The sequence below is a fragment of the Rahnella sp. BIGb0603 genome (genome assembly GCF_024808755.1).
In the GTDB taxonomy this organism is placed as follows: domain Bacteria; phylum Pseudomonadota; class Gammaproteobacteria; order Enterobacterales; family Enterobacteriaceae; genus Rahnella; species Rahnella contaminans.
In genome coordinates this window covers 26,112-50,046 of sequence record NZ_JANUEX010000007.1, presented here as the reverse complement: position 1 = coordinate 50,046, position 23,935 = coordinate 26,112, and the positions used below count along the sequence as shown (strand labels likewise).

Here is a 23,935-nt window from a genome sequence, read left to right as displayed (position 1 = left end):
AAATACTCAAAAGTCTTTTCGTGATAATTAAGGAGACGGGGAATTAAGGCAATATTTACGCACGTAATTTGCATTAAAAAACGAAAATAAGATTTTGTGACGCGTTAATTAATCTTTACATGCACAGATTGCGCATTTTAATTCATTTTCATGCACCAGAAACGGGAATTCGCACCAAAATAAGTCACCATAATAGTGCGTAATAAACAGAGGGTTTTATTTATTACGCTGGCGTTATTTTTATCAGGCTAAGGTTAAAAGACCGTTTTCTTTTAAACGGTTAAGCACAACCGAGGTTTTCACGTGCGCCACACTTTTGTGTACAGACAGGATTTGGCTGATCAATGTGCTCAAACCGGCCAAATCTTTGACGGCAACTTTCAGCAGATAATCCGCATCACCGGTGGTTTTATAGGCGTCGATTATGGCATCGACTTCACCGAGCATGCTGTGGAAAGCGTCAACCTGCGCAGCTAAGTGGTTGATAAGCCTGACTTCAATCAAACCTATCATACCCAGACCGAGCGCTTCCGGAGCCAGACGTGCATGATAACCGAGGATTAACTGCGCCTGTTCCAGACCAATGCGGCGACGTGAGCATTGTGATGCGGACAATCCTACCAGTTCGCTTAATTCCTGATTAGTCAGTCTTCCGTTAGCTTGTAATAAGGTCAGAATTTTCAGGTCGTAATCATCAACGCTGTACATAGCACCTTTCCTGTCGTTTTAATTTTTGTATAAAGTGATTTAACTTTGCAAAGACTATACCCAAAATAATTCAAGTTGTTTGAAGGCGGCAAGGCCGTGAATCCCCAGGAGCTGACTCAAGTAAGTGACTGGGGTGAGCAGGTGCAGCCAACGCATAAACAGCTTGAAGTATGACGGGTATATATCGGTTAATTACTTATCGGCTGTTTTTTCTTATACTTGCACGTGATTTAAACTCAAGGAAAGAATAATGAAAAAAATCCTCTACCCTCTCGCATTTCTTGCCGTAATACCCGCACTCGCCCACGCAGACGCCACGTCATCCCGTCTTGAACGTGTATTACAGAAAGGCTCGCTGAATGTCTGTACCACCGGCGATTACAAACCGTACACCTTTTTGAAAGAAGACGGCCAGTACGAAGGCATTGATATCGCCATGGCAGAATCACTGGCGGCCAGTCTGGGCGTAAAACCGACCTGGGTGCCGGTCACCTGGAAATCGCTGCCAGATGAAATGAACGCCGGGCATTGTGATATCGCGATGGGCGGTATTTCAGTCACGCTGAAACGCCAGCAAAAAGCATGGTTCGCCAATGTGCTGGATCAGGACGGGAAAATTCCGCTGGTGCGTTGCGAAGATGTGCGGAAATACCAGACCGTTGAGCAGCTGAATAAATCTTCCGTTCGCCTGATTGAACCGGCGGGTGGCACCAATGAAGCGTTTATTCACAGCCATCTGCCAAAAGGCACGCTGACGCTGAGCGATAACGTGACGATTTTTCAGAAGCTGGTGGATAAGAAAGCAGACGTGATGATTACCGATGCGTCCGAAGCGTTGTATCAGCAGAAACGCTATCCGAAACTGTGTGCGGTGAACCCGAAAAAGCCGCTGCAATATGGCGAGAAAGCCTACATGCTGCCGCGTGATGATATTAGCTGGAAGATGTATGTCGACCAGTGGCTTCACCTGAGTAAAGCCACCGGCGAATATCAGCAAATTGTCAGCCAGTGGCTGGCGGTGAAGAAGTAAATGTCAGTCGCCAATATACTGGCGGCAAACCCTTTCGCTGAGCTGCGTGACCAGTTCATACGCACTGATGCCGGTTGCCTGCGCAACGCGTTCAACCGGCAGAACTGGCCCCCAGAAGATGACTTCATCGCCGACTTTATCCGTCGCGTCCGGCCCTAAATCCACCGTGATCATGTCCATCGAAACGCGTCCGACCAGCGGCACAATGCGGCCATTGACCTGCACCGGCGTTCCGCTCGGCGCACTGCGCGGATAACCGTCGCCATACCCCATCGCCACCACGCCCAGACGGGTGTCGCGATCGCTGGTCCAGGTGCTGCCGTAACCGACCGGTTCACCGGCGAAATGCTCGCGCACCGCAATCAGGCTGGAGGTCAGCGTCATCGCCGGTTGCAGGCCAAAATCGCTGGCGTCTCCGGTTTCCAGCGGCGATACGCCGTAAAGGATAATCCCCGGACGCACCAGACTCATATGCGACTGCGGCCAGAGCAGGATCCCGCCGGAAGCGGCAATCGATTTTTGCCCCGGCTTACCGGCGGCAAACGCATTAAAACAGGCCAGTTGCTTCGGCGTGGCATCGCTTTCCGGCTCATCGGCACGGCAGAAATGGCTCATCATATTGACCGGCTGAACAACATTTTTGCAGGCGCTGAGGCGCTGATAAAACGTCTCTGCCTGCGCCGGGCTCACGCCCAGACGGTGCATTCCGGTATCGAGTTTCAGCCAGACATTCAGCGGGCGCGCCAGCTGTGCGTTTTCCAGAGCGTCGAGCTGTTCGATGCTGTGAACGGCGGTATCGAGCTGATGTTCCACCAGCAGCGGCAATTCATCCGGTGAGAAGAAACCTTCGAGCAGGAGAATGGGTTTAACAATGCCGGATTTGCGCAGCGATAACGCCTCGCTGAGCCGGGACACGCCGTAATAATCGGCATCCTGCAAGCTGTGCACCGTTTCCAGTAAACCGTGCCCATAAGCGTTTGCTTTCACGACCGCAACGAGACGACTTTGTGGCGCCAGATGACGCACCCGTTGCAGATTGTGTCGCAGAGCGCGGCGATCAATGACAGCCGTAGCCGCTTTCATTTTGAGTCCTTTAATGTGAATTTTTTGGGGTTTTAGCAGGCTAAAGGGGCGAAGTTTGCATTCGGCCAGCGCGGAAAAACCAGGGTGTAAACGCAAGTAAATGAGCTGGTTTTGCCACAACAAGTGAGCACTGCCCGAAGGCAAAAGGGCAAGCAAGATAGCCCCGCACAATTAGTCTTCGTCGTATTGCGGGCCGCCATAGTTATCAAACCGCGACCATTGCCCGTTAAACGTCAGGCGAACGGTGCCGATCGGGCCGTTACGTTGCTTACCGAGGATGATCTGCGCGATGCCTTTTTCTTCACTGTTATCGTGATAAACCTCGTCACGATAGATGAACATGATTAAGTCGGCGTCCTGCTCGATGGAGCCGGATTCACGCAAGTCGGAGTTGACCGGACGTTTGTCGGCGCGTTGCTCCAGACTTCGGTTCAGCTGCGACAGCGCCACCACCGGCACCTGCAATTCTTTCGCCAGTGCTTTGAGCGAGCGGGAGATTTCGGCGATTTCCAGCGTACGGTTATCGGACAGCGCCGGAACACGCATCAGCTGTAAGTAGTCGATCATGATCAGGCTCAGACCGCCGTGTTCGCGGAAAATACGGCGTGCGCGGGAACGGACTTCAGTTGGCGTCAGACCGGAGGAATCATCGATATACATGTTACGTTTTTCGAGCAAAATCCCCATGGTGCTGGAAATACGCGCCCAGTCTTCATCGTCGAGCTGGCCGGTACGGATTTTGGTCTGGTCGACGCGGGAAAGCGACGCCAGCATACGCATCATGATCTGGTCGCCGGGCATCTCCAGACTGAAGATTAAGACCGGTTTATCCTGCATCATCGCTGCGTTTTCGGCGAGGTTCATCGCAAACGTGGTTTTACCCATCGACGGACGCGCCGCCACAATAATCAGGTCAGATTTTTGCAGACCGGCGGTTTTCTTATCGAGATCCGCATAACCGGTCGATACGCCCGTCACGCCATCGTGCGGGCGCTGGAACAGTTCTTCGATACGCGAAACGGTACTTTCCAGAATGCGGTCGATGCTTTTCGGGCCTTCGTCTTTACTGGCGCGGCTTTCGGCAATCTGGAATACGCGGGACTCGGCTAAATCGAGCAGGTCTTCGCTGCTGCGACCTTGCGGATCATAACCGGCGTCGGCGATTTCGTTGGCGACTGAAATCATTTCACGCACAACGGCACGTTCGCGCACGATATCGGCATAAGCGCCGATGTTTGCCGCACTTGGTGTGTTTTTAGAGAGTTCTGCCAGATAAGCGAAACCACCGACCGAGTCTAAATCGCCTTTTTGTTCGAGCGATTCGGACAGCGTAATCAGGTCGATCGGTTTGCTCATTTCCAGCAAACGCTGCATTTCGGTGAAAATCAGGCGATGCGGACGGCTGAAGAAGTCATTGCTGACCACGCGCTCCGCGACGTTATCCCAGCGTTCGTTGTCCAGCATCAGCCCGCCCAGAACGGATTGCTCAGCCTCCAGCGAATGCGGCGGAAGCTTCAGGCCTTCCATCTGACGATCGCGGGTTTCGTTCTGTTGATTGGTCGGTTTTTTTGCTGCCATCTGTGGATTTGTTCCTGCTGTAAGCGCCTGTTTTATGAGCGTCGGACTTCCGAAAATCAGAAGCGCAACGTGCGCGTTAGTATAGGTTGTCATGTCTCATTTCAAAAGGGTATTAACCGGCTGTGCCTAAAATCTGGATTGTCCCGGCCATTTAGCCTAGGGTTGAAATCAGACTCCATCACGAGGGAAAAACATGGCAAAGCGCATCCAGTTTTCTGAAACAGGTACACCTGACGTTCTGCAATACGTTGATTATCAGCCACAAGAACCTAAGGCCGGTGAAGTTCAGGTTGAGAACAAAGCCATTGGTATTAACTACATCGATACCTATGTGCGCAGCGGTTTGTATCCACCAGCCAGTTTCCCCGCCGGTTTGGGTACCGAAGCGGCAGGCGTTGTCACCAAAATCGGCAGCGACGTGACCGGCATTAAACCTGGCGACCGCGTGGTGTATGCGCAGTCAGCGCTCGGCGCTTACAGCGAAATCCATAACGTTCCGCAGGAGAAAATCGCCCTGCTGCCGGATGCCATCAGCTTTGAACAGGCGGCGGCGTCGTTCCTGAAAGGGCTGACGGTTTACTATTTACTGCGCCAGACGTATGAAGTGCAGGCGGGCGAAACCATTTTGTTCCACGCTGCCGCAGGCGGTGTCGGGCTGATTGCCAGCCAGTGGGCAAAAGCGCTGGGCGTAAAACTGATCGGGACTGTCGGTTCTGATGAAAAAGCCGCTCGCGCCAAAGAAGCCGGTGCCTGGGCGACGATTAACTATCAGAAAGAAGATATCGCCACCCGCGTGGCCGAACTGACCAACGGCGAGAAAGTCGGCGTGGTTTATGATTCTGTCGGCAAAGACACCTTCGAAAAATCCCTGAACAGCCTGAAGCGCCGCGGTTTGCTGGTGAGCTTTGGGAATGCGTCCGGGCCGGTGAAAGGCGTGGATCTGGCGATCCTGAATCAGAAAGGTTCGCTTTTCGTCACGCGCCCTTCGCTTAATGGCTACGTAACCAATCGCGAAGAACTGGCCCAGGCCAGCGGCGAGCTGTTTTCGCTGATTGCCAGCGGCGCGATAAAAGTGGACGTCAGCGACGCGCAGAAATTCCCGCTCTCCGAAGCTAAACGCGCCCACGAAACGCTGGAAAGCCGCATCACGCAAGGCTCAAGCCTGCTGATCCCGGGGAAGTAACAGACGCAAAAAAGGCTTCCGGATGGAAGCCTTTTTTACTGCCTGATACAGACGACCTCTGAGTTCAGACGGGTACTGCTGTAGGGTACTGCCGGGTAAATCCGGAGGGCGGTGTCACTTGTGTGACTATTGTGTGCCTCACCGGACTTGATGAATTCAGTTTGCGGCCTGCTGACCACGTATGAATTCCATCCTAACAGTCACCCATGTTAAAAAATATGATTTATGCATTTCGACCGCACATTCTGATCCAGCTTGTGATCGCTAGCACATAAGTAAAAGTTATAGATGTAACGTTTACATTTTTTTGTGCTCAAAACGCCGCCATCAACCTTTTCTATTTCATGAAGTTATGAAAACGACTTATCTTGCGAATTTTTTATGGCAGGCGGCGACGGCGATATTTTGGTTCGTCAGGCCGGATAAATGTCCGGTAAATCCAGACGGCAGCGACCGCTAAAATCAGCCACGGCAACATTTTAATAACAATCACAAAGAAGCCGCCCAACATCATCAGACCAAATGCCACGATCAGCGCTGCCACCATGCCCAGCAGGGAAATGCCGGTCAGCATCAGCATAAAGAAAAAACCAAGCACGAAGAGAATTTCCAGCATCGGGTGCTCCTTAATAAGCCATGTGCAATAAGACGTGATGTCAGAACACGGTTAAGCTATTACAAGAAACGTGCCAGTGTGAGGGGATAAATAATTGATTGAATATAAAGGATAAAATAATCCGCAGGCACAAACGGCCTGCGAAAAGATAGTGAGTTTGACTAACAGATAGTGAATTTTATCACGCTGTTTTTATGCCTGCTCCGCTGCCATTGCCTGCTGCTGAGCAACCATCTGCAATGCCTGTTCAACCACGTCGATGCCGGCGCCCGCTTTATGCGCGTTTTCGCTGAGATGACGGCGGAACTGACGCGCGCCCGGCACGCCCTGGAACAGGCCCAGAATATGGCGGGTAATGTGGCCGAGATACGTGCCTTTGCTGAGCTCCGCTTCGATATACGGATACAGTGCGCGGATAATATCCGGCCCGGTTTTCAGCGGCGCGTCGGAACCAAAAAGCTCGCGATCCACATTCAGCAACATGCCGGGATTCTGATAAGCTTCGCGGCCCACCATCACGCCGTCCATATGTTGCAGATGCGTTTTGGCTTCTTCCAGCGTTTTGATGCCGCCGTTAATCGCCATCGTCAGATGAGAGAAATCACGCTTGAGCTGATAAACACGCGGGTAATCCAGCGGCGGGATTTCACGGTTTTCTTTCGGGCTCAGGCCGGAAAGCCAGGCTTTACGGGCATGAATGATAAAGGTATCGCAGCCGCCGTTTTCAGACACCTGACGGATGAAATCGCAGAGGAATTCGTAGCTGTCCTGATCGTCAATCCCGATGCGGGTTTTGACAGTGACCGGAATCGACACCACATCGCGCATCGCTTTAATGCAGTCCGCCACCAGCGACGCCTGACCCATCAGGCAGGCACCGAACATACCGTTCTGCACACGATCCGACGGACAACCGACGTTCAGGTTGATCTCGTCATAGCCGCGTTCTTCTGCCAGCTTCGCGCAGTGCGCCAGATCGGCCGGATTGCTGCCGCCCAGCTGCAAAGACACCGGATGTTCTTCATTACCAAAGCCCAGATAATCACCTTTGCCATGAATAATCGCGCCGGTAGTGACCATTTCGGTGTACAGCAATGTCTGGCCAGTCATCAGTCGGTGGAAATGGCGACAGTGTCGGTCGGTCCAGTCGAGCATAGGCGCAACGGAAAAACGCTGAGCGGAATATGGCTGGGTTGTGGACATGGCGTTTTGGGGCATTGCGTGTTGAGTTTCTGACATCGGCCTGACATTCGCTGAGGGTTCATGGCGCTCCCTCCGGCACGGCGGCCAGAGGGAAGTTAATCGCTGATTATACCACAGAACAAACATTCGGCATCTTGCCCGGTTTAGCGGCTTTGCGACACGGCCGCATCGTCGGTTTTTCGCTCTGCAGCGGTACGGCTCAGACGCTGCTCCAGCACTTCCAGCGTGACACCGCGCGTTTCCGGCACTTTGCATTGAATGAAAATCCAGCCCGCCAGACAAATCACCGCGTAGATAAAGAAGCTGCCCGCCGCGCCCAGCGCCGCGTTCATCAGCGGGAAGGTATACGTCAGGAAGAAACAGGCAATCCAGAGTGCCAGCGTACCGACCGCCATAGCGTTGCCGCGCACACGGTTCGGGAAGATTTCAGACAACAATACCCAGGTTACCGGCGCGAGCGTCATGGCGTAAATCGCGATGGCCACCAGCACAAGCAGCAACACCGGTAATCCCATCACGCCAAAGGTGTAGGCCAGCCCGATCAGAATATAAATCACGGTCAGGCCCGCTGAACCGAGCTGCATCAGACGGCGACGCCCGATTTTGTCCACCAGCGGCAACGCCAGCAGCGTGAAAATCAGGTTGATGAGGCCGGTGGCGACAATCGATTTCAGCGTGTCGTTGATATCAAATCCGGCAGACGCAAAAATCTCCTGCGCATAGTTGAATATCACATTGATGCCGCACCACTGCTGGAAAACAGCCAGCACAATACCCATCAGCACAATCGGTCGGACGCGCGGTTCCCACAGCGCCGAGAACGGCACTTTCTGGCTTTCAGAACCGAGAGAACGGCGGATATCCGCCAGCGTTGAACGCGCATATCCGGCAGAACCGATGCGGCCCAAAACCTTTTCGGCCTGCGCATAACGGTTCGCTTTCGCCAGCCAGCGCGGGGATTCAGGCACCACAAACATCAGCACTAAAAAGACTGCCGCCGGAATGGCTTCCGCACCAAACATGTAGCGCCAGCCGGTTTGTCCGTTCCAGCTTTGCAAAATATCGGCCTGCGCGGCGGCAGACGCCACGGGTTCAGCAATCATCAGGTTAATCAGTTGTGCGGCCAGAACGCCGAGCACAATGGTCAGCTGATTGACGGCGACAAAGCGGCCGCGTTTTTCTGCCGGGCTGATTTCGGCGATGTAAACCGGTGCCAGCGCGGAGGCCAGACCGATACCGACACCGCCCGCAATACGCCAGAAAACAAAGGAGTCGAAACTGAATGCCAGTGCCGTGCCGATACCGGAAGCGGTAAATAAGACCGCAGCGATAATCAGCGGCAGGCGACGGCCAAACCGATCAGAAAGCGAACCGGAAACCGCGGCGCCCAGCACGCAGCCCAGCAAGGCGGAGCTCATCGCCCAGCCGGACATCGCGGCGTCGGTGATGCCAAAATACGCCTCGTAAAAAGGCTTGGCTCCCCCGATCACCACCCAGTCATAACCAAACAGCAAGCCGCCGCAGGCAGCCACCAGGCAAATCATCCATACGTAGGGCATATTCAAAGCTTGTGAGTCAGACATAATCATTCCTCATTCAGGCATGTTCGTCGCCGCACAGTGCAATACACTGCAGCGACATTTGCTGTGTCAGGTGAGCGCCCGGAGATAAAACCGTCAGCGAGCCACCGCCCGGCAAATGATGGTCATTTGCCGCATGGGTCATGGGTTCAATGCAGAAAAAATCGTGCTGATAGCCGGGGTCGAAACGGGTATCTGACATAAACAGGAAATACACCGGGCAGGCCGGTTGAGTGGTCAGCCGTAATTGCTGTCCGGCATCCGGCCAGACGATATCAGCCGAACCATTCCAGCCGGAAAATCCATTATTCACCCAGCGGCGCGGCAAGGGCTGGGATGTACAAAAATCCAGATCAGCGGGCAAATTTTGATGATGTTTCCCCGCCACACATTGCGCCTCTTCCTGCCAGTAACCCGAAGCGACAGCCTGCAAACGGGCGGACGCCGTCAGCGGGAAAAACGGATGCCAGCCCAGCCCGAAAGGCAGTGCATAATCGGCCAGATTGGTGACGGTCATCGTCACCTCCAGCCGGTCGCCGGCGAGCAAAAAACGCTGTTCGGCGCGATAACAATAGCTGTCGCTGTGATGCTCAAAAGCCAGGGTCATTGACTCCGCGCCCTGCAAAATACAGTCCCACTCCGCCAGCCAGCCATCGCCGTGCAGGTAATGCGCATCGGCGGTATTGGGCGACAAACGGTACGTTTTCCCTTCAAAGCTGAACGCATTCCCTTTCAGCCGGTTGCCGAACGGCACCAGCGGAAAACACGCAGACTGCGCCGCGGGTGTTTCGTCACTGAGCATGGCCGGGCGCAGCAGCGGAAAATCCCCGCCGGAGCGTCTTGCGCTAAGCTGTAAAATCGTACCGCCCGAAGACGACACAGTCAGCGCAAGATGGTGGTTTTCCAGAGAACAGAGCGGCATGATTTTCTCCGGTTAACAGTCAGGCAGTTGCGAGAAGAGATGCGCTTTCGCACAGGACGGATCCAGCGCAAAAATCTGTTGCAGCACATCATCGGAACCGTCGTCGTTCAGCCCGCGCAGCGCCAGCGCTTTCACCAGCAAACAGTGGATGCGATGGTCTTTCTGACGGTCGCCGGTCAGCACCACCAAATCCGGCAATGACACAGCAAAGAAGTCGTCGGTGACCGGCTGTGTTTCCGCACTGGCGGCCCATTCCAGCATCTGCGTGAAGACCTGACGACTCTGCGCCGGATCGTTAAGTTTGCGCAGCGCCATTCCCTGATAGAACAGATAATCGACCGGCTGATCGTTGTAATAGCGCCGCTCGCCCATGCCTTTATCACCGGCCGCCGCGCGCTCAAACCACGCCTGCGCCTGCTTATGCTGCTGTAGTTTTTGCGCGCAGACGCCCAGCCAGAAACAGATGTCATTGTCGGTCTGCCCGACCAGCCGCCCTTCGCTGAGGTTATGCGGATATTCCAGCGCCGACAGCAGCAAAGCCTGCGCTGCAACTGCGTTTCCGGCATTCAGCGCTTCAAAGGCCAGCAGCTGTTTATTTATCAGATATTGTCCGGTGATCCGCCCTTCGCCACCTTCCCACGGATGGAACTGCCGGTCGGCCAGAAGCGCTTTCGCGGGCTGTAACTGACCGCTGAGGTTATACAGGCCGAGCAATTCGGCGGTCAGATCGTCACGTTGTGTCGCCACCGGCAGTAACTTCTCCAGCCGCGCGAGACGGATTTGCGGCGGGACACCGGCCAGCCGGTTCAGCAAATCAGATTCAAATAACAAACGCGCATCCTGCGGCTGTAACCGACAGGCTTCTTCAAGACAGCGGCGCGCTTCGGCGGCATCGTGCTGGTGGTTCCACGCATAAATTCCCAGCCCACGCCATGCATCGGCGAAGTCTGGTTCAAGCGTCAGACAGCGCTGCCAGCAGGTCACGGCGGCAGAGGTATTGCCTTTGCTGTAATGGAAAGAGGCCAGAAGATGCAGGGCAAAGGCGTCATCGGGGAATGCACCCAGCAGGCGAACTTCCGCCAGCCATTGCGGGAAACGAACCCTGTCCGGGAAAACGCGCCGCGCTGCCTGACACAAGGCTTCGCGCCCTTCGTCCTCAAGGCTCGCACGCAAATACAGCGGCAGTGTTTCCTGACTGTCGAGCACGCGCAGGGCTTCCCGCGCCAGCAAATCCTGCCCGCACTCCTTGAGTTGCATCGCGATATTCATGGCATTTTCACCACGACGCCCGGTAACACGGTGCAGTTCAGTCGCAGCGCCGGTGTCCGGCGCAAGGTGATAGCGTAAAAAATGCAGAAGGTAGTGAAGCGGATATTGCTGCAAATGTGTGTCGATAAACGGACGCGCATCCTGCCCGCTGAGGCACAGCAACAGAGCTTTCAGGCCAATCAGCCCGTAATGATTAGCCTGCGTCGCCAGCCCCTGCTCACAGAAATTCAGCGCCTGCGTGAACTGCTGGCGGCGGGTCGCAATCTGCGCCAGCCCGAAGTACCCGCCCGGTTTGGCGTTACCGCTCCACACTGCACGGTAATAACCGTCAAACGCGGCATCAAAATCGTCGGTTTGTGCCAGCGCACTGGCGCGGATCAGGCTCGCCAGGCCGCATTGCGGATTCTTATTCAGCCGGTGCGCACGGCTCAGTGCGGCATCCGCCAGAGTGACAGCCTGAGAAAAATTCGCCCGGTTGTATTCCAGCGTCGCCAGCGCCAGATTGCAGCGATAATTCAGCGGATCCAGCGCCACGCCGCGCCGGTAGTAGTTCTCTGCGCCCTGACTAGCGTGGTTATACTGCTCAAGATGCTGGCCGATAAACCAGGCTTCATCGGCAGAAGTAACCTCCGCCGCAGGCAACGGTGCGGTTGCCGGCGAGGGCAGCGGCATTTCTTCGGCCTGATGCTCCTGATAGGTCAGCAATTCAGCACCCTGTTTATCCAGCAAACGTAACCGCAGGCGCGCCGGGAATTCGCCGCGCAGCTCGCCCTGAATCACTTCGCCCGGTTGCAGGTTTATCGCGTCTTCGAGCAGAAGTTCGCTGTCCTTCTCACCGGCGATTTCCAGTCGTGCGGCCTGCAACGGACTGACGGCGTACACGCCCCACTTGAGTGTATCTCCGTGACGTTCAAGCTTAACTACTGCCTGCTCAGAAGCATTCTGCACCGTACCTAACCCGCTGTAAGGCAGGAAGTTTTGCACAAAACATTTCTCTTCATATGCATCCAGCCAGGTGAAGTCCGGCTGATTATCGGTGAAGACGCCGGTCATCAGTTCGATGTACGGCCCGTTGTTGTCAGTGAGATTTCTGTCCCACGCACGGCCAAAATCGCAGTTCCCCCACGTCCACTGTTTTTTGCCCGGCGAAACATGATGGTCGGCGATGTGCAGTAATCCGCCCTGCTGATCGTGGTCATACGCGCCGACAAAGTCGTAGTCAGATTTATCCGCCATGTATGAAGTCGGCACCGGGATGTTTTTGTAGCGCGAGATATCGGTGCCTGCCGAGTAATCCACTTTATAGTAAGTGCCGGTGGCTATCGGGAATGACGAGACGTCGCGTTTGCCGTGATCGAAAACCGCGGTGACGTCCGGCGGGAATACGCTCTGATGACCGTCGCCGCCGGTGACCGCGGGGTTCGCCCACCACAGGAAGTGGCGCGGCGTCGGGTTGCCGTTATAAATTTTCGCGCTGATTTCCAGCAACGCTTTGTCCGGATACACCGTGAAACCGGTCATCACCTGCAAACCGCGCATCGGCTCAACTTCACCCATCCAGACCGTTTTCGCGCCGTTTTCCTGCTCTGCAATCGTGAAGTCTATAGGCATAAAAGTGGTCGGGCGGTGATGTTGCGGCCAGTTAAATTCAATGCCGCCGGAAATCCACGGCCCGAGCAAGCCGACCAGTGCCGGTTTCACGACTTCGTTGTAATAGACAAAATCACGCTGTTTTACTTTGTCCCAGGCGCGATGTACACGCCCGCCAAGCTCGGGTAACAGCATGATTTTGATATAATCATTTTCCAGATACAGCGCCTGATAGGTTTTCATGACTTTCTCACCGGTCAGCGTATCGGTCACGCCGTACGGATAGACCGCGCCGGACGAGCCCTGATACACCCGGTGCGCCAGAAACATCGGGTGCGTGTCCTGTTTCCCTGTTAACCAGGTCGGTAAATCCACCGCTTCCTGCCAGACTTTTACTGTTCCGCTCATGATTTGTCCTCAATACGTCATACCGAAATATCAATTTCGAGAGTCTACGCAACGTACAAAAGACGCGGATCCGCTACGGTCACGCAATTCAGTAAACGGGGTTTAGTAAATGCCGCTGGAAGGATTGAACAATCTGCGGGTACGTCAGTTTAATAAGCAGGTGCTGATGACGTTGCTTTACCGGGAGAAAAATACCAGTAAATCAACGCTGTCGCGGCTTTCACATCTGTCGATCCCGGCGATCAGCAAGATCCTTGATGATCTGCAAAACGATGGACTGATCACCCATAATCCGGTGAATTTGCATTCCCGCGGGCTTGGCGGCGGAAGTTATCAGGTCGCCACGGATGACAGCACGATCTTGTGCATGAACATCACGCCTTATCGCATCGAGAGCATTCTGGTGAACCGGCTGATTTTGCCGCTGAGCGGCTACCAGCTGACGGATATTGCGGTCAAAACGCCGGAAGCGATGCTGGCGCAGATCGAAGCCTGTTTTCATCAGTATCGGAAGAAATTCCCCGGCCTCAAAATCCGGCTGGCGCTGGCGATCCACGGGCAGGTGAATCCGACTACCGGCGTGTCTCAGCGCATGCCGCAGGCACCGTGGACCGGCGAAATCGAGATTAAATATTTGCTCGAAGAGAAGCTGCAAACCGAAATTCTGATGGATAACGACTGCATCATGCTGGCGCTGGCCGAGAAGTGGCAGCACGCGAACGACCAGCATGATTTTTGCGTGATCAACGTCGATTACGGCATCGGATCTTCTTTCGTGATCAATCAGCAGATTTATCGCGGCAGCCTTTTTGGCAGCGGGCAACTCGGGCACACGATTGTCGATCCGCAGGGCAGCCGCTGCGCCTGTGGTCGCTACGGTTGCCTGGAAACGCTGGCTTCGCTGTCGGCGCTGAAGAAAAAAGCCCGGCAGCTTATCGTGACAGAGAATCCTTTGCAGCCACCACGCACACCGGGCACGCAGGAGCTGATTGACTGGTTTCATCAGGGCGACGCGGCACTTTGCGCGCAGGTGATGGAGGGGGCGCGGGCGCTGGGGCTGAGCCTGTATAATTTCCTCAATATTTTGAACATTAACCGTATTTATCTGTACGGTCGCAGTTGCGGATTCGGCGACGTCTGGCTGAACGCCGTCCGCGCACAGAGCGGGCTGAACCCGTTTGACAGAACCGATCATGTCAAAACGCAGGCGACACACATTGCGCCCGGCACGCTAAGCCGCGAGCAGCAAATTATGGGTATTGGTTACCTGTATGTGGAAAAAGCGCTGGAAGGTATGGCGGGCTGAGCGGCGCATAATTCGTCGATCTGGCTGAAGCATGATAAAATTAAGAATGGCTGCATGATGTGGCCTATTTATCCCAATCTGCGCTCAGAGAATGTTGCTATGACCCTGAATAATCCGGAAAAATTACTTTCACAAGCTGAAGAACTTTGCCAGCAGCGCAATGTTCGTCTTACACCGCAGCGGCTGGAAGTTTTGCGACTGATGGCGCAACAACCCGGTGCGATCAGCGCCTATGACTTGCTGGATCTGCTGCGCGTCAGCGAACCACAGGCCAAACCGCCAACGGTTTACCGGGCGCTGGATTTTCTGCTGGAACAAGGGTTTATTCATCGGGTTGAATCGGCTAACAGCTATGTGCTTTGCCATCATTTCGAAGAGCCGAGCCACACTTCCGCGCTGTTTATCTGTGACCGCTGCGGGCTGGTCACGGAAAAAACCACAGACGGCATTGAAGAACGTCTGGCGAAACTGGCGCTTGAATCTGGTTTTGAGTTGCGTCATTCGGTCGTTGAAGCGCATGGCTTATGTGCCGAATGCAAAGTTGTTGAAACCTGCGACAGCCACGATCATTGCGAACACGACCACAGCATTGTGGTAAAAAAACGCTGAGAAATCAGGTATTTTTTATGTGATTTAAAAGGCGTAAAGCGGAAGGGTTTTAACGCAGCTGAACGGATAATTTAAGGTGTAGAAGGAAGATGTAGAAGGTTGGGTACATCCTTGTACCCGTATCCTGAAAGTGTTCCGGGTAGGAGCAGCAATAACTCAGGATACGTCACTGATACGCGAGGGGGAGTCGCGTGTTACCAGTGATATTTGTTTTTCGATTCCCAATCCTTGAGCTCTTTCTCGGCCTGATCCTTCTGATAGCCATATCGCTCCTGAATCTTACCTACCAGCTGATCACGTTTACCTTCAACGACTGTCAGGTCGTCATCAGTCAGCTTACCCCACTGTTCTTTCACTTTCCCTTTGAACTGCTTCCAGTTACCGTCGGCTTGGTCCTTATTCATGATAAATATCTCCTGTTACCTTGGGTTGTGGAGCTGCACGTTTGCTGGCAGCCCGTCCTTAACACTTCAAAGCTTAGTAGAGAATGCGGATTCGTCTTCCCAAAACAGGGATAAAAACCACTATTAGGATTAATCCAAAGCAGGATATAACGTGGAATTGGAATCTGTCTGACTGAAAAAGGTCGGTAATTCAGAGCACAGAGAGTGCAAATCCGGCATTTGCTCTAAACAGGCAACGCAGCGGATAACACGTGAGAAAAAGGATTTTATCGGGAAAGTTTATTAGCAGCTTCAAACAATATCGCCCCAAAACGGGGCGATGAGATACTGATATTTACAGGCGCGTCAGAGGCGGCCAATGCACCTGCAACGTAGAACTTAAGCGCAGATTAGATCCAGTCGCCGTTGCGGATAACGCCAACCGCCAGACCTTCAATGCTGAAATTCTGTTCACGCAAATCGACCACAATCGGCTGGAATTCGCTGTTTTCAGGCAACAGCTGAACAACACTGCCCTGTTTCTTCAGGCGTTTGACCGTGACTTCATCATCAATACGCGCAACGACAACCTGCCCGTTACGGACGTCCTGCGTTTTGTGTACTGCCAGCAGGTCACCATCCAGAATACCGATATCACGCATCGACATCCCGCTGACGCGCAGCAGGAAATCCGCACTCGGTTTAAACATGGCCGGATCGACCTGGTAATGTCCTTCGATGTGCTGCTGAGCCAGCAGCGGTTCACCGGCGGCAACGCGGCCAATCAGCGGTAAACCTTCTTCTTCTTCCATCAGCAGACGAATACCGCGCGAAGCACCGGAAACGATCTCGATAACGCCTTTACGCGCCAGCGCTTTCAGGTGTTCTTCCGCCGCGTTCGGGGAACGGAACCCCAGACGGGATGCAATCTCTGCGCGGGTCGGTGGCATACCGGTGGTGGAGATATGATCGCGAATAAGGTCGTAGACCTCTTGTTGTCTGGTCGTTAAAGCTTTCATTCCGCCCCCTGGTTGTTTATACAGTCTTGCTGTGAGTATATACAGCTAAACGGGCAATGAAAACCTAAGATTGAATAAAAACAGGGCATAACGATAATTCCTGGAATACAGGTTCCAGATCAGAACCATCGCGGCCAAAAGATGCTGACCCAGACAAAAATCGCCAATATGATGGTCAGAAGTACGGCGGCGGAGCCAATATCTTTCGCACGTCCAGACAGGACGTGAAACTCAGGCCCGATGCGGTCAATCGCGGATTCGATGGCGCTGTTAAGCAGTTCAGTCACACACACCAGCACGACGGAGCCAATCAGCAGGATACGTTCTATACTGCTGACATCCAGCCAGAAAGATAACAAAATTAGCGGGATAGCGACGCTGGCTTCCTGGCGAAAAGCCGCTTCATTTTGCCATGCGGCTTTCAATCCTTTCCAGGAATATCCGGCTGCTTTATAAATTCGGGTAAATCCGGTGACTTGGTTCGCCATTTCGGGTACTGATCCTTAGAGTGTTTGCAGCATTTTAGCTGTTATATGGTATCGCATCACCACAGATCTCATCTGAGCTTTCTGGTATCCTTGCGGCGAAATTGCTAACAAGAGGCTTCACGTTTTTATGTCAGGTTGGCGTAGACTTTATTACACATTATTGAATTTACCACTCTCATTGCTGGTAAAGAGCAAGGTCATACCTTCAGATCCGGTTACCGAGTTGCATTTAGACCCGACGCGCCCGATTTTGTACGTATTGCCTTATAACTCCAAAGCAGACTTGCTGACGTTGCGTGCGCAATGTCTGGCCGAGAATCTGCCCGACCCTCTTATTCCGCTGGAAATCGACGGAACCCTGCTGCCAAGCCATGTTTTCATTGCTGAAGGCCCGCGCGTATTCTCTTATTACACGCCGAAGCAGGAATCCGTAAAGCTGTTCCACGACTATCTGGATTTGCATCGCAACAATCCGGATTTAGACATTCAGATGCTGCCAGTTTCCGTGATGTTTGGTCGTGCGCCGGGCCGGGAAGGTCAGGATGATACGCCGCATCTGCGCGTGCTGAATGGCATCCAGAAATTCTTCGCCGTGCTGTGGCTCGGACGTGACAGTTTTGTTCGTTTCTCTAATACCGTTTCCCTGCGCTATATGGCGACGGAACACGGTACGGACAAAACTATCGCTCAGAAACTGGCACGCGTGGCGCGCATGCATTTCTCCCGCCAGCGTCTGGCGGCAGTCGGCCCGCGCCTTCCAGCTCGTCAGGATTTATTCAATAAGCTGCTGGCTTCCAAGGCCATCGAAAAAGCGATTGAAGACGAAGCCCGCAGCAAGAAAATTTCCCATGAAAAAGCCCAGCAGAATGCTATCGCGCTGATGGAAGAAATCGCGGCGAATTTCTCTTATGAGGCCGTGCGTCTGTCGGACCGTGTGCTGAGCTGGACGTGGAACCGCTTATATAAAGGTATCAACGTCAACAATGCTGAGCGTGTCCGTCAGCTGGCGCTGGATGGTCAGGAAATTGTGTATGTGCCCTGCCACCGCAGTCATATGGACTACCTGCTGTTGTCTTACGTGCTCTATCACCAGGGGCTGGTGCCGCCGCATATCGCTGCCGGTATCAACCTGAATTTCTGGCCAGCCGGTCCGATTTTCCGCCGTCTGGGCGCGTTCTTCATTCGTCGTACCTTTAAAGGCAACAAACTCTACTCCACCGTTTTCCGTGAATATCTGGGCGAGTTGTTCAGCCGTGGTTATTCGGTCGAATACTTTGTCGAAGGTGGTCGTTCACGCACCGGACGCCTGCTGGAACCCAAAACCGGTACGCTGGCGATGACCATTCAGGCCATGCTGCGCGGCGGTTCACGTCCGATTACGTTAGTGCCGATTTACATCGGTTATGAGCACGTGATGGAAGTGGGGACCTACGCGAAAGAATTGCGCGGTGCGACCAAAGAAAAAGAAAGCCTGACCCAGATGCTCAATGGTCTACGCAAACTGCGCAACCTTGGCCAGGGTTATGTCAATTTCGGTGAACCGCTGCATCTGACTACGTACCTGAACCAGAATGTGCCGACCTGGCGTGAAGCAATCGATCCTATCGAAGCGCAACGTCCAAGCTGGCTGACGCCAACGGTGCAGGATCTGGCAGAGCAGATCATGGTGCGTATCAACAACTCAGCGGCAGCCAATGCCATGAACCTGTGTTGTACGGCGCTGCTGGCATCGCGTCAGCGCTCACTGACCCGCGAACAGCTGATCGAACAAATCGACTGCTATCTGCAATTGCTGCGTAACGTACCCTATAACGCGGATTCGACCGTGCCTGATCTGAGCGCCGATCAGCTGCTCGATCACGCGCTGAACATGAACAAGTTCCAGGTCGAGAAAGACAATATCGGCGACATCATCGTTCTGCCGCGCGAACAAGCGGTGCTGATGACGTATTACCGCAACAACATCCACCATATGCTGGTTCTGCCGTCGCTGATTTCAAGTATCGTGATGCACCACCGCCATGTGAGTCGTGCTGAATTGCTGCGTCAGGTAGAGCTGATTTACCCGATGCTCAAAGCTGAACTGTTTATGTATTTCGATAAGTCAGAGCTGCCGCAGGTGCTGGATGTCCTGACGCTGGAACTGGCTCGTCAGCAAATCATTCATCTGGAAGACGACGAACTGACGCTTAACCCGGCGCGTATCCGCACGTTGCAGCTGCTGGCCGCAGGTGTGCGTGAAACGCTGCAACGCTACGCGATCACCTTCTCCCTGCTCACCAATAATCCAAGCATCAACCGTGGTGCGCTGGAAAAAGAGAGCCGGATTATGGCGCAGCGTTTGTCCGTACTTCACGGTATCAATGCGCCAGAATTCTTCGACAAAGCGGTGTTCTCGACGCTCGTCGGCACGTTACGCGCTGAGGGCTATATCAGTGACAGCGGTGATGCGATTCAGGAGCAAACGCGAGAGATTTACATCATGCTCAGCGATTTGATGACGCCGGATATCAAGCTCACCATTGAAAGCGCAGGTATGCCTTCGGAACTGCCGCAACCGACAGAACCTCCGGCTGAGCCTAAAATGGACGTGCGCGATACCGATCACTGATTGACGTTAAAATCATTGCGGTAACGCCATAAAGCAAAACGCCCGGGCTTATAAAAAGACCGGGCGTTTTTATTGCCTGAAAGGCTCAGAAGCTGAAAGCAGATAAACTCATCAGAATGCCAAGGAACAGCACCAGTCCGACATAGTTGTTCTGGCGAAAAGCCAGGAAACAGGCGTCACGCTCGCGTTTAGCAATCAGCTTTTGCTGATGCACAAACAGCGTAGCGGCCAGCAGCAGCGACCAGTAGAACGGCGCGCCAAGCTGGGAAAGATGGCCGACAATGCCCATCAGTATTAACGTCGCCAGTTGCAGCAGGCCGATAATCAGCGTGTCAAAACGACCGAACAGAATCGCTGTCGATTTCACACCGATTTTCAAATCATCATCGCGGTCAACCATGGCGTATTGCGTGTCGTACGCCACCGTCCAGCAGATATTAGCGGCAAACATCAGCCAGCAGCTGAGCGGTACGCTTTCACTCACCGCCGCGTACGCCATCGGAATGGCCCAGCCAAACGCCGCGCCTAAAACGACCTGAGGCAAATGGCTGACCCGCTTCATAAACGGATAAATCCATGCCAGCGCCAGCCCGGCAAGAGACAGCAAAATCGTCATGCGGTTAAGCAGCAGAACCAGCAGGAACGAAACCAGCACCAGCCCGGCAAAAAGCATTTTCGCCTGCTTACCGGAAATCGCACCGCTTGGCAGCGGACGGTTCGCGGTACGTTTGACATGACCGTCAAATTTACGGTCGGCGTAGTCATTCACCACGCAACCGGCTGCGCGCATAAAAAACACGCCCAGCACGAAAACCAGCAAAATTTTTGCCGAAGGCATTCCGCCACCGGCCACCCAGAGCGCCCATAATGTGGGCCACAGCAGCAACAGCGAGCCGATCGGTTTATCAATACGCATCAGGCGGCAGTAATCACGCCATGTGCCCTGAGTCATACTTCCTGACACTCTCTGCTCTCCTTGTTGATTAGTCTGGCTCATGCCTTACTCACTTTGCCCTCGGGGCGATTTACCGGCGAGTCTGGCAGGAAAATTTCAGTCAGAAGCAGGGGTTTATCTGACAAACGCAGGCGGGAACGACGTGCCCATAAGTCACCATTTTCACTCTGCAATTGCCCTAAATGAATGTAATCGCGGGTCAGGTTATTGCCGCTGAAAAGATAGCGTCCAAGCGGGACGGTGCCTAAATCAACCAGCGCCAGATCCGGTCCGGTCAGCGTTTCTTCAGGGATGACCGTGCGGCCCAGCAGCCAGGGTTCGGCATCGCCAAACAACACAATTTCGCGGATCCAGTAACGGGCACTTTCAGGTAACTGCTGCGCTTCACTTTCACCCAGTTCCCCCCGGCTGACAAAACATTCGTTTTGTGGCTTTACGGTGACGGTAACACCCTGCTTTTCAAACCGGCGGGTCATGGATCCCATTTCCATCAGCCAGTCGGCAACATCCGCAGGGACCTGCGAAGGGTCGTCAAACCAGTGGATTGGGGATTGTTCAGAGGAATGGGAATCAGACATCAACGGCTCCGTAATGAAGGTATTCATACCTCCAATGAATTATCTGCCCCGCATTCTAGCGCATGAATGCGGGTCAGTAATGGCCTGTTTTATTCGCGACGCAGACGTTCGCCGTTTGCCAGGAACAGCGTTACGACCAGCACGAGGATCGCACAGGCGTAAACCAGCGTGTCATAAGGACTTTTATGGTCGACGATAATCAGGCGGATAATTGCGGTGATACCGATATAAATAAAATAGCGCAGCGGAAAGTGATAACCCGAGGAAAAGTATTTGATAATCAGCGCAATAAACTCGAAATAGAGGAAGTAAATCACAATCCCCTCTATCAGCAGATACGACGAAGACTGGTCGTTATTAACGAACAACACCATCGCCAGATGATAGGTTTCGCGCCCGATAAAAATCATCAGGATCGCGGCCAGTCCCAATAAGAAAACGTTCAAGATTCGCTGCATAATGACGGATATCATCATTGCGCGTTTTGATCCTGCCATGTGATCTACATCCCACTTTTGTTATGAATACCCGCAGAATACCACAGAGTCTGTGCCGGAAAAGCGGCATTAAAAAGGGCCAGCCCGTTGAGGCTAACCCTTTTATTTAGAAATATTTCGACCTGTCCCTCTAAATCATTCGGGCTGGATCAAGGCGGCAAGGGAACGAAACCCGGGAGCTTACATAAGTAAGTGACCGGGGTGAGTTCACGCAGCCAACGCTGAAACAGCCTGAAGGATGACGGGGGATTAGCGCCAGTTTTTGAAGCGGTTAATCAGACCGTTAGTCGAGCTGTCGTGGCCGGTCACATCTTCGCTGCCTTCCAGTTCAGGAAGAATACGGTTCGCCAGTTGTTTACCCAGTTCCACACCCCATTGGTCGAAGGTGTAGATGTTCAGGATTGCACCCTGAGTAAAGATTTTGTGCTCATACATCGCAATCAACGCACCCAGGCTGTAAGGCGTGATTTCGCGCAGCAGGATGGAGTTGGTCGGACGGTTACCTTCGAACACTTTGAACGGCGCAACGTGTTTAACGTCTTCCGGTTTTTTACCCTGATCGGCGAATTCTTTCTCGACGACGTCCAGAGATTTACCGAATGCCAGCGCTTCCGTCTGTGCAAAGAAGTTAGACAACAATTTCGCGTGGTGATCGCTTAGCGGATTATGGCTGATAGCTGGCGCGATGAAGTCACAAGGGATGATTTTGGTGCCCTGGTGAATCAGCTGATAGAACGCGTGCTGGCCGTTGGTACCCGGCTCGCCCCAGATGATCGGGCCAGTCTGGTAATCCACCGGATTGCCGTTACGGTCAACGAACTTACCGTTTGATTCCATGTTGCCTTGCTGGAAGTAAGCAGCAAAGCGGTGCATGTACTGGTCGTATGGCAGGATAGCTTCAGTTTCGGTGCCGAAGAAATCGTTGTACCAGATGCCGATCAGCGCCAGCAGAACCGGCAGGTTTTTCTCTGCCGGAGTATTGGCGAAGTGTTTATCCATCGCGTGAGCGCCGCTCAGCAGTTGTTCGAAGTTATCAAAACCAACGGACAGGGCGATAGACAGACCGATTGCGGACCACAGTGAATAACGGCCGCCGACCCAGTCCCAGAACTCGAACATGTTGTCGGTGTCGATACCAAATTCACTCACCGCTTTACCGTTGGTCGATAGTGCCGCGAAGTGTTTCGCTACATGCTTATCGTCGCCCGCGGTTTTCAGGAACCAGTCACGCGCGCTGTGGGCGTTGGTCATAGTTTCCTGAGTGGTGAAGGTTTTTGATGCCACCAGGAACAGCGTGGTTTCCGGTGACAAATCTTTCAGCGTTTCGGCGATGTGCGTGCCATCCACGTTGGAGACGAAATGCATATTCAGGTGGTTTTTGTACGGACGCAGTGCCTCAGTCACCATGAACGGGCCAAGGTCTGAACCGCCGATACCAATGTTTACTACATCAGTGATGGCTTTGCCGGTATAACCCTTCCACTCGCCGCCGATAACGCGTTCGGTGAAACCTTTGATTTTCGCCAGAACCGCGTTGACTTCCGGCATCACATCTTTGCCGTCCACGACGATTGGCGTGTTGCTGCGGTTACGCAGGGCAACGTGCAGCACCGCGCGGTCTTCAGTACGGTTGATCTTCTCGCCAGAGAACATCGATTTGATGGCGCCCTGAAGGTCAGTTTCTTTGGCCAGCGCCTGCAGTTTGTCCAGCGTCTCTGTCGTGATACGGTTTTTAGAGAAGTCGACCAGCATCTGGTCTTCAAACGTGGCAGAGAATTTGGAGAAACGATCACCATCTTCAGCAAACAGATGGCTAATCTGCACATCTTTCATCTTGTCGAAATGCTGCTGCAGGGCTTGCCAGGCAGCGGTCTGAGTTGGATTGATATTTTTCATAGCAATGCTCTTAGGCTGAGAATAAATATGAGGTAACTGTCCCGATTGTATCCTGAAGTTCCCGAGATGAGATGCCTTTTCTTGCGATAGGTCAGATCTGCTAAATCACAATGACAGAGAACAATATTAGATGACAATCGTTCAAAATGTGGCGTTAGCGGCCTGTTGCCGTTGACAGAAAGGCGAGAACCCGTTATTCCTAAGCACCTAACTCGCGCGCGTGTCGCGTGAGCCAGAAGAGGCGCGTCGCCCAGGAAGTGTATCGGAGGAACCGAAATCCTGCGAGGGTACATCAGGGGGAGCGACGCCGAGGTCTGAAGCCTTCGGCAGGCATAAGATCGGCTACAGGGGCTGAATCCCCTGGGTTGTCACCGGGCATCCGTGAGGATGTCGACAAGGTGGAGCGCTTCTGGGTGTATCGTA

General features: G+C 53.5%; 20 protein-coding genes and 1 riboswitch. Of the genes, 5 read left to right on the top strand and 15 right to left on the bottom strand.

What is annotated here, in order from left to right; translation table 11 throughout:
* Window positions 1-243 precede the first annotated feature (243 nt).
* Window positions 244-708 (bottom strand): Lrp/AsnC family transcriptional regulator, encoded by a 465-nt coding sequence (locus M2403_RS18330; protein ID WP_259230438.1) that lies wholly within the window; start codon window positions 706-708, stop codon window positions 244-246.
* A 250-nt stretch (window positions 709-958) separates the two neighbouring features.
* Between M2403_RS18330 and M2403_RS18325 the strand changes: the two genes are divergently transcribed.
* The gene (locus tag M2403_RS18325) at window positions 959-1,738 is read left to right on the top strand and encodes a transporter substrate-binding domain-containing protein (RefSeq protein ID WP_259230436.1); all 780 of its coding nucleotides are present in this window, start codon (window positions 959-961) and stop codon (window positions 1,736-1,738) included.
* A 3-nt stretch (window positions 1,739-1,741) separates the two neighbouring features.
* Here the strand turns inward: M2403_RS18325 and alr are convergent, their stop codons facing one another.
* Together alr and dnaB are read right to left on the bottom strand one after the other, a co-directional pair.
* Entirely contained in the window at window positions 1,742-2,821 is a 1,080-nt protein-coding gene (alr, locus tag M2403_RS18320; RefSeq protein WP_208950205.1) for an alanine racemase, read from the bottom strand.
* A 171-nt stretch (window positions 2,822-2,992) separates the two neighbouring features.
* Window positions 2,993-4,399: a replicative DNA helicase gene (dnaB, locus tag M2403_RS18315; RefSeq protein ID WP_101074864.1), complete on the bottom strand. Its 1,407-nt coding sequence runs from the start codon at window positions 4,397-4,399 to the stop codon at window positions 2,993-2,995.
* A gap of 193 nt (window positions 4,400-4,592) precedes the next feature.
* On the opposite strand from dnaB, the gene M2403_RS18310 reads away from it, so the two are divergent.
* Complete coding sequence (locus M2403_RS18310) at window positions 4,593-5,582, top strand: quinone oxidoreductase (protein ID WP_152327426.1); 990 nt, start codon at window positions 4,593-4,595, stop codon at window positions 5,580-5,582.
* Window positions 5,583-5,961: 379 nt separating this feature from the next.
* On the opposite strand, the gene pspG is transcribed toward M2403_RS18310, so the two are convergent.
* The 5 genes from pspG to M2403_RS18285 form a co-directional block, all read right to left on the bottom strand.
* Window positions 5,962-6,198, bottom strand: coding sequence for an envelope stress response protein PspG (gene pspG, locus M2403_RS18305; protein WP_152327427.1), 237 nt, complete (start codon window positions 6,196-6,198; stop codon window positions 5,962-5,964).
* A 192-nt stretch (window positions 6,199-6,390) separates the two neighbouring features.
* A complete protein-coding gene (gene dusA / locus M2403_RS18300) occupies window positions 6,391-7,437 on the bottom strand; it encodes a tRNA dihydrouridine(20/20a) synthase DusA (protein WP_371819834.1) in 1,047 nt (348 codons plus the stop codon).
* Between the two features lie 107 nt (window positions 7,438-7,544).
* Window positions 7,545-8,984, bottom strand: a complete 1,440-nt coding sequence (locus M2403_RS18295) for a sugar porter family MFS transporter (protein ID WP_152327428.1) — start codon at window positions 8,982-8,984, stop codon at window positions 7,545-7,547.
* 13 nt (window positions 8,985-8,997) lie between these two features.
* The gene (locus tag M2403_RS18290; RefSeq protein WP_152327429.1) at window positions 8,998-9,903 is read right to left on the bottom strand and encodes an aldose 1-epimerase; all 906 of its coding nucleotides are present in this window, start codon (window positions 9,901-9,903) and stop codon (window positions 8,998-9,000) included.
* A 12-nt stretch (window positions 9,904-9,915) separates the two neighbouring features.
* Window positions 9,916-13,170 carry a DUF5107 domain-containing protein gene (locus M2403_RS18285; protein WP_259230432.1) on the bottom strand — a complete coding sequence of 1,085 codons (3,255 nt, stop codon included), beginning with the start codon at window positions 13,168-13,170 and terminating at the stop codon, window positions 9,916-9,918.
* Between the two features lie 109 nt (window positions 13,171-13,279).
* On the opposite strand from M2403_RS18285, the gene M2403_RS18280 reads away from it, so the two are divergent.
* Window positions 13,280-14,476, top strand: coding sequence for an ROK family transcriptional regulator (locus M2403_RS18280; protein ID WP_259230430.1), 1,197 nt, complete (start codon window positions 13,280-13,282; stop codon window positions 14,474-14,476).
* 99 nt (window positions 14,477-14,575) lie between these two features.
* Window positions 14,576-15,085, top strand: coding sequence for a zinc uptake transcriptional repressor Zur (gene zur / locus M2403_RS18275; protein WP_152327434.1), 510 nt, complete (start codon window positions 14,576-14,578; stop codon window positions 15,083-15,085).
* A 194-nt stretch (window positions 15,086-15,279) separates the two neighbouring features.
* On the opposite strand, the gene M2403_RS18270 is transcribed toward zur, so the two are convergent.
* From M2403_RS18270 to M2403_RS18260, 3 genes are all read right to left on the bottom strand, one after another.
* Window positions 15,280-15,489, bottom strand: a complete 210-nt coding sequence (locus tag M2403_RS18270) for a CsbD family protein (protein ID WP_101074856.1) — start codon at window positions 15,487-15,489, stop codon at window positions 15,280-15,282.
* Between the two features lie 389 nt (window positions 15,490-15,878).
* Window positions 15,879-16,487 (bottom strand): transcriptional repressor LexA, encoded by a 609-nt coding sequence (gene lexA, locus M2403_RS18265; protein ID WP_047605531.1) that lies wholly within the window; start codon window positions 16,485-16,487, stop codon window positions 15,879-15,881.
* A 119-nt stretch (window positions 16,488-16,606) separates the two neighbouring features.
* Complete coding sequence (locus tag M2403_RS18260) at window positions 16,607-16,975, bottom strand: diacylglycerol kinase (protein WP_152327435.1); 369 nt, start codon at window positions 16,973-16,975, stop codon at window positions 16,607-16,609.
* 127 nt (window positions 16,976-17,102) lie between these two features.
* Between M2403_RS18260 and plsB the strand changes: the two genes are divergently transcribed.
* Window positions 17,103-19,586, top strand: a complete 2,484-nt coding sequence (gene plsB / locus M2403_RS18255) for a glycerol-3-phosphate 1-O-acyltransferase PlsB (protein WP_152327436.1) — start codon at window positions 17,103-17,105, stop codon at window positions 19,584-19,586.
* Between the two features lie 85 nt (window positions 19,587-19,671).
* Here the strand turns inward: plsB and ubiA are convergent, their stop codons facing one another.
* The 4 genes from ubiA to pgi form a co-directional block, all read right to left on the bottom strand.
* Window positions 19,672-20,538, bottom strand: coding sequence for a 4-hydroxybenzoate octaprenyltransferase (gene ubiA, locus M2403_RS18250; RefSeq protein ID WP_259230581.1), 867 nt, complete (start codon window positions 20,536-20,538; stop codon window positions 19,672-19,674).
* A gap of 41 nt (window positions 20,539-20,579) precedes the next feature.
* Window positions 20,580-21,119: a chorismate lyase gene (gene ubiC, locus M2403_RS18245; RefSeq protein WP_259230424.1), complete on the bottom strand. Its 540-nt coding sequence runs from the start codon at window positions 21,117-21,119 to the stop codon at window positions 20,580-20,582.
* A gap of 89 nt (window positions 21,120-21,208) precedes the next feature.
* On the bottom strand, window positions 21,209-21,616 hold the full coding sequence (psiE, locus tag M2403_RS18240) for a phosphate-starvation-inducible protein PsiE (RefSeq protein ID WP_095924316.1): 408 nt from the start codon (window positions 21,614-21,616) through the stop codon (window positions 21,209-21,211).
* Window positions 21,617-21,865: 249 nt separating this feature from the next.
* Complete coding sequence (gene pgi / locus M2403_RS18235) at window positions 21,866-23,512, bottom strand: glucose-6-phosphate isomerase (protein WP_208950210.1); 1,647 nt, start codon at window positions 23,510-23,512, stop codon at window positions 21,866-21,868.
* Window positions 23,513-23,740: 228 nt separating this feature from the next.
* Window positions 23,741-23,929, top strand: a riboswitch (Lysine riboswitch).
* Window positions 23,930-23,935: the final 6 nt, after the last annotated feature.

What these genes read in the sequence shown, in the direction of transcription:
- M2403_RS18330 (WP_259230438.1), bottom strand. Translation starts at nt 708, where the DNA reads ATGTACAGCGTTGATGATTACGACCTGAAAATTCTGACCTTATTACAA.
- M2403_RS18325 (WP_259230436.1), top strand. Translation starts at nt 959, where the DNA reads ATGAAAAAAATCCTCTACCCTCTCGCATTTCTTGCCGTAATACCCGCA.
- alr (WP_208950205.1), bottom strand. Translation starts at nt 2,821, where the DNA reads ATGAAAGCGGCTACGGCTGTCATTGATCGCCGCGCTCTGCGACACAAT.
- dnaB (WP_101074864.1), bottom strand. Translation starts at nt 4,399, where the DNA reads ATGGCAGCAAAAAAACCGACCAATCAACAGAACGAAACCCGCGATCGT.
- M2403_RS18310 (WP_152327426.1), top strand. Translation starts at nt 4,593, where the DNA reads ATGGCAAAGCGCATCCAGTTTTCTGAAACAGGTACACCTGACGTTCTG.
- pspG (WP_152327427.1), bottom strand. Translation starts at nt 6,198, where the DNA reads ATGCTGGAAATTCTCTTCGTGCTTGGTTTTTTCTTTATGCTGATGCTG.
- dusA (WP_371819834.1), bottom strand. Translation starts at nt 7,437, where the DNA reads ATGTCAGAAACTCAACACGCAATGCCCCAAAACGCCATGTCCACAACC.
- M2403_RS18295 (WP_152327428.1), bottom strand. Translation starts at nt 8,984, where the DNA reads ATGTCTGACTCACAAGCTTTGAATATGCCCTACGTATGGATGATTTGC.
- M2403_RS18290 (WP_152327429.1), bottom strand. Translation starts at nt 9,903, where the DNA reads ATGCCGCTCTGTTCTCTGGAAAACCACCATCTTGCGCTGACTGTGTCG.
- M2403_RS18285 (WP_259230432.1), bottom strand. Translation starts at nt 13,170, where the DNA reads ATGAGCGGAACAGTAAAAGTCTGGCAGGAAGCGGTGGATTTACCGACC.
- M2403_RS18280 (WP_259230430.1), top strand. Translation starts at nt 13,280, where the DNA reads ATGCCGCTGGAAGGATTGAACAATCTGCGGGTACGTCAGTTTAATAAG.
- zur (WP_152327434.1), top strand. Translation starts at nt 14,576, where the DNA reads ATGACCCTGAATAATCCGGAAAAATTACTTTCACAAGCTGAAGAACTT.
- M2403_RS18270 (WP_101074856.1), bottom strand. Translation starts at nt 15,489, where the DNA reads ATGAATAAGGACCAAGCCGACGGTAACTGGAAGCAGTTCAAAGGGAAA.
- lexA (WP_047605531.1), bottom strand. Translation starts at nt 16,487, where the DNA reads ATGAAAGCTTTAACGACCAGACAACAAGAGGTCTACGACCTTATTCGC.
- M2403_RS18260 (WP_152327435.1), bottom strand. Translation starts at nt 16,975, where the DNA reads ATGGCGAACCAAGTCACCGGATTTACCCGAATTTATAAAGCAGCCGGA.
- plsB (WP_152327436.1), top strand. Translation starts at nt 17,103, where the DNA reads ATGTCAGGTTGGCGTAGACTTTATTACACATTATTGAATTTACCACTC.
- ubiA (WP_259230581.1), bottom strand. Translation starts at nt 20,538, where the DNA reads ATGACTCAGGGCACATGGCGTGATTACTGCCGCCTGATGCGTATTGAT.
- ubiC (WP_259230424.1), bottom strand. Translation starts at nt 21,119, where the DNA reads ATGTCTGATTCCCATTCCTCTGAACAATCCCCAATCCACTGGTTTGAC.
- psiE (WP_095924316.1), bottom strand. Translation starts at nt 21,616, where the DNA reads ATGGCAGGATCAAAACGCGCAATGATGATATCCGTCATTATGCAGCGA.
- pgi (WP_208950210.1), bottom strand. Translation starts at nt 23,512, where the DNA reads ATGAAAAATATCAATCCAACTCAGACCGCTGCCTGGCAAGCCCTGCAG.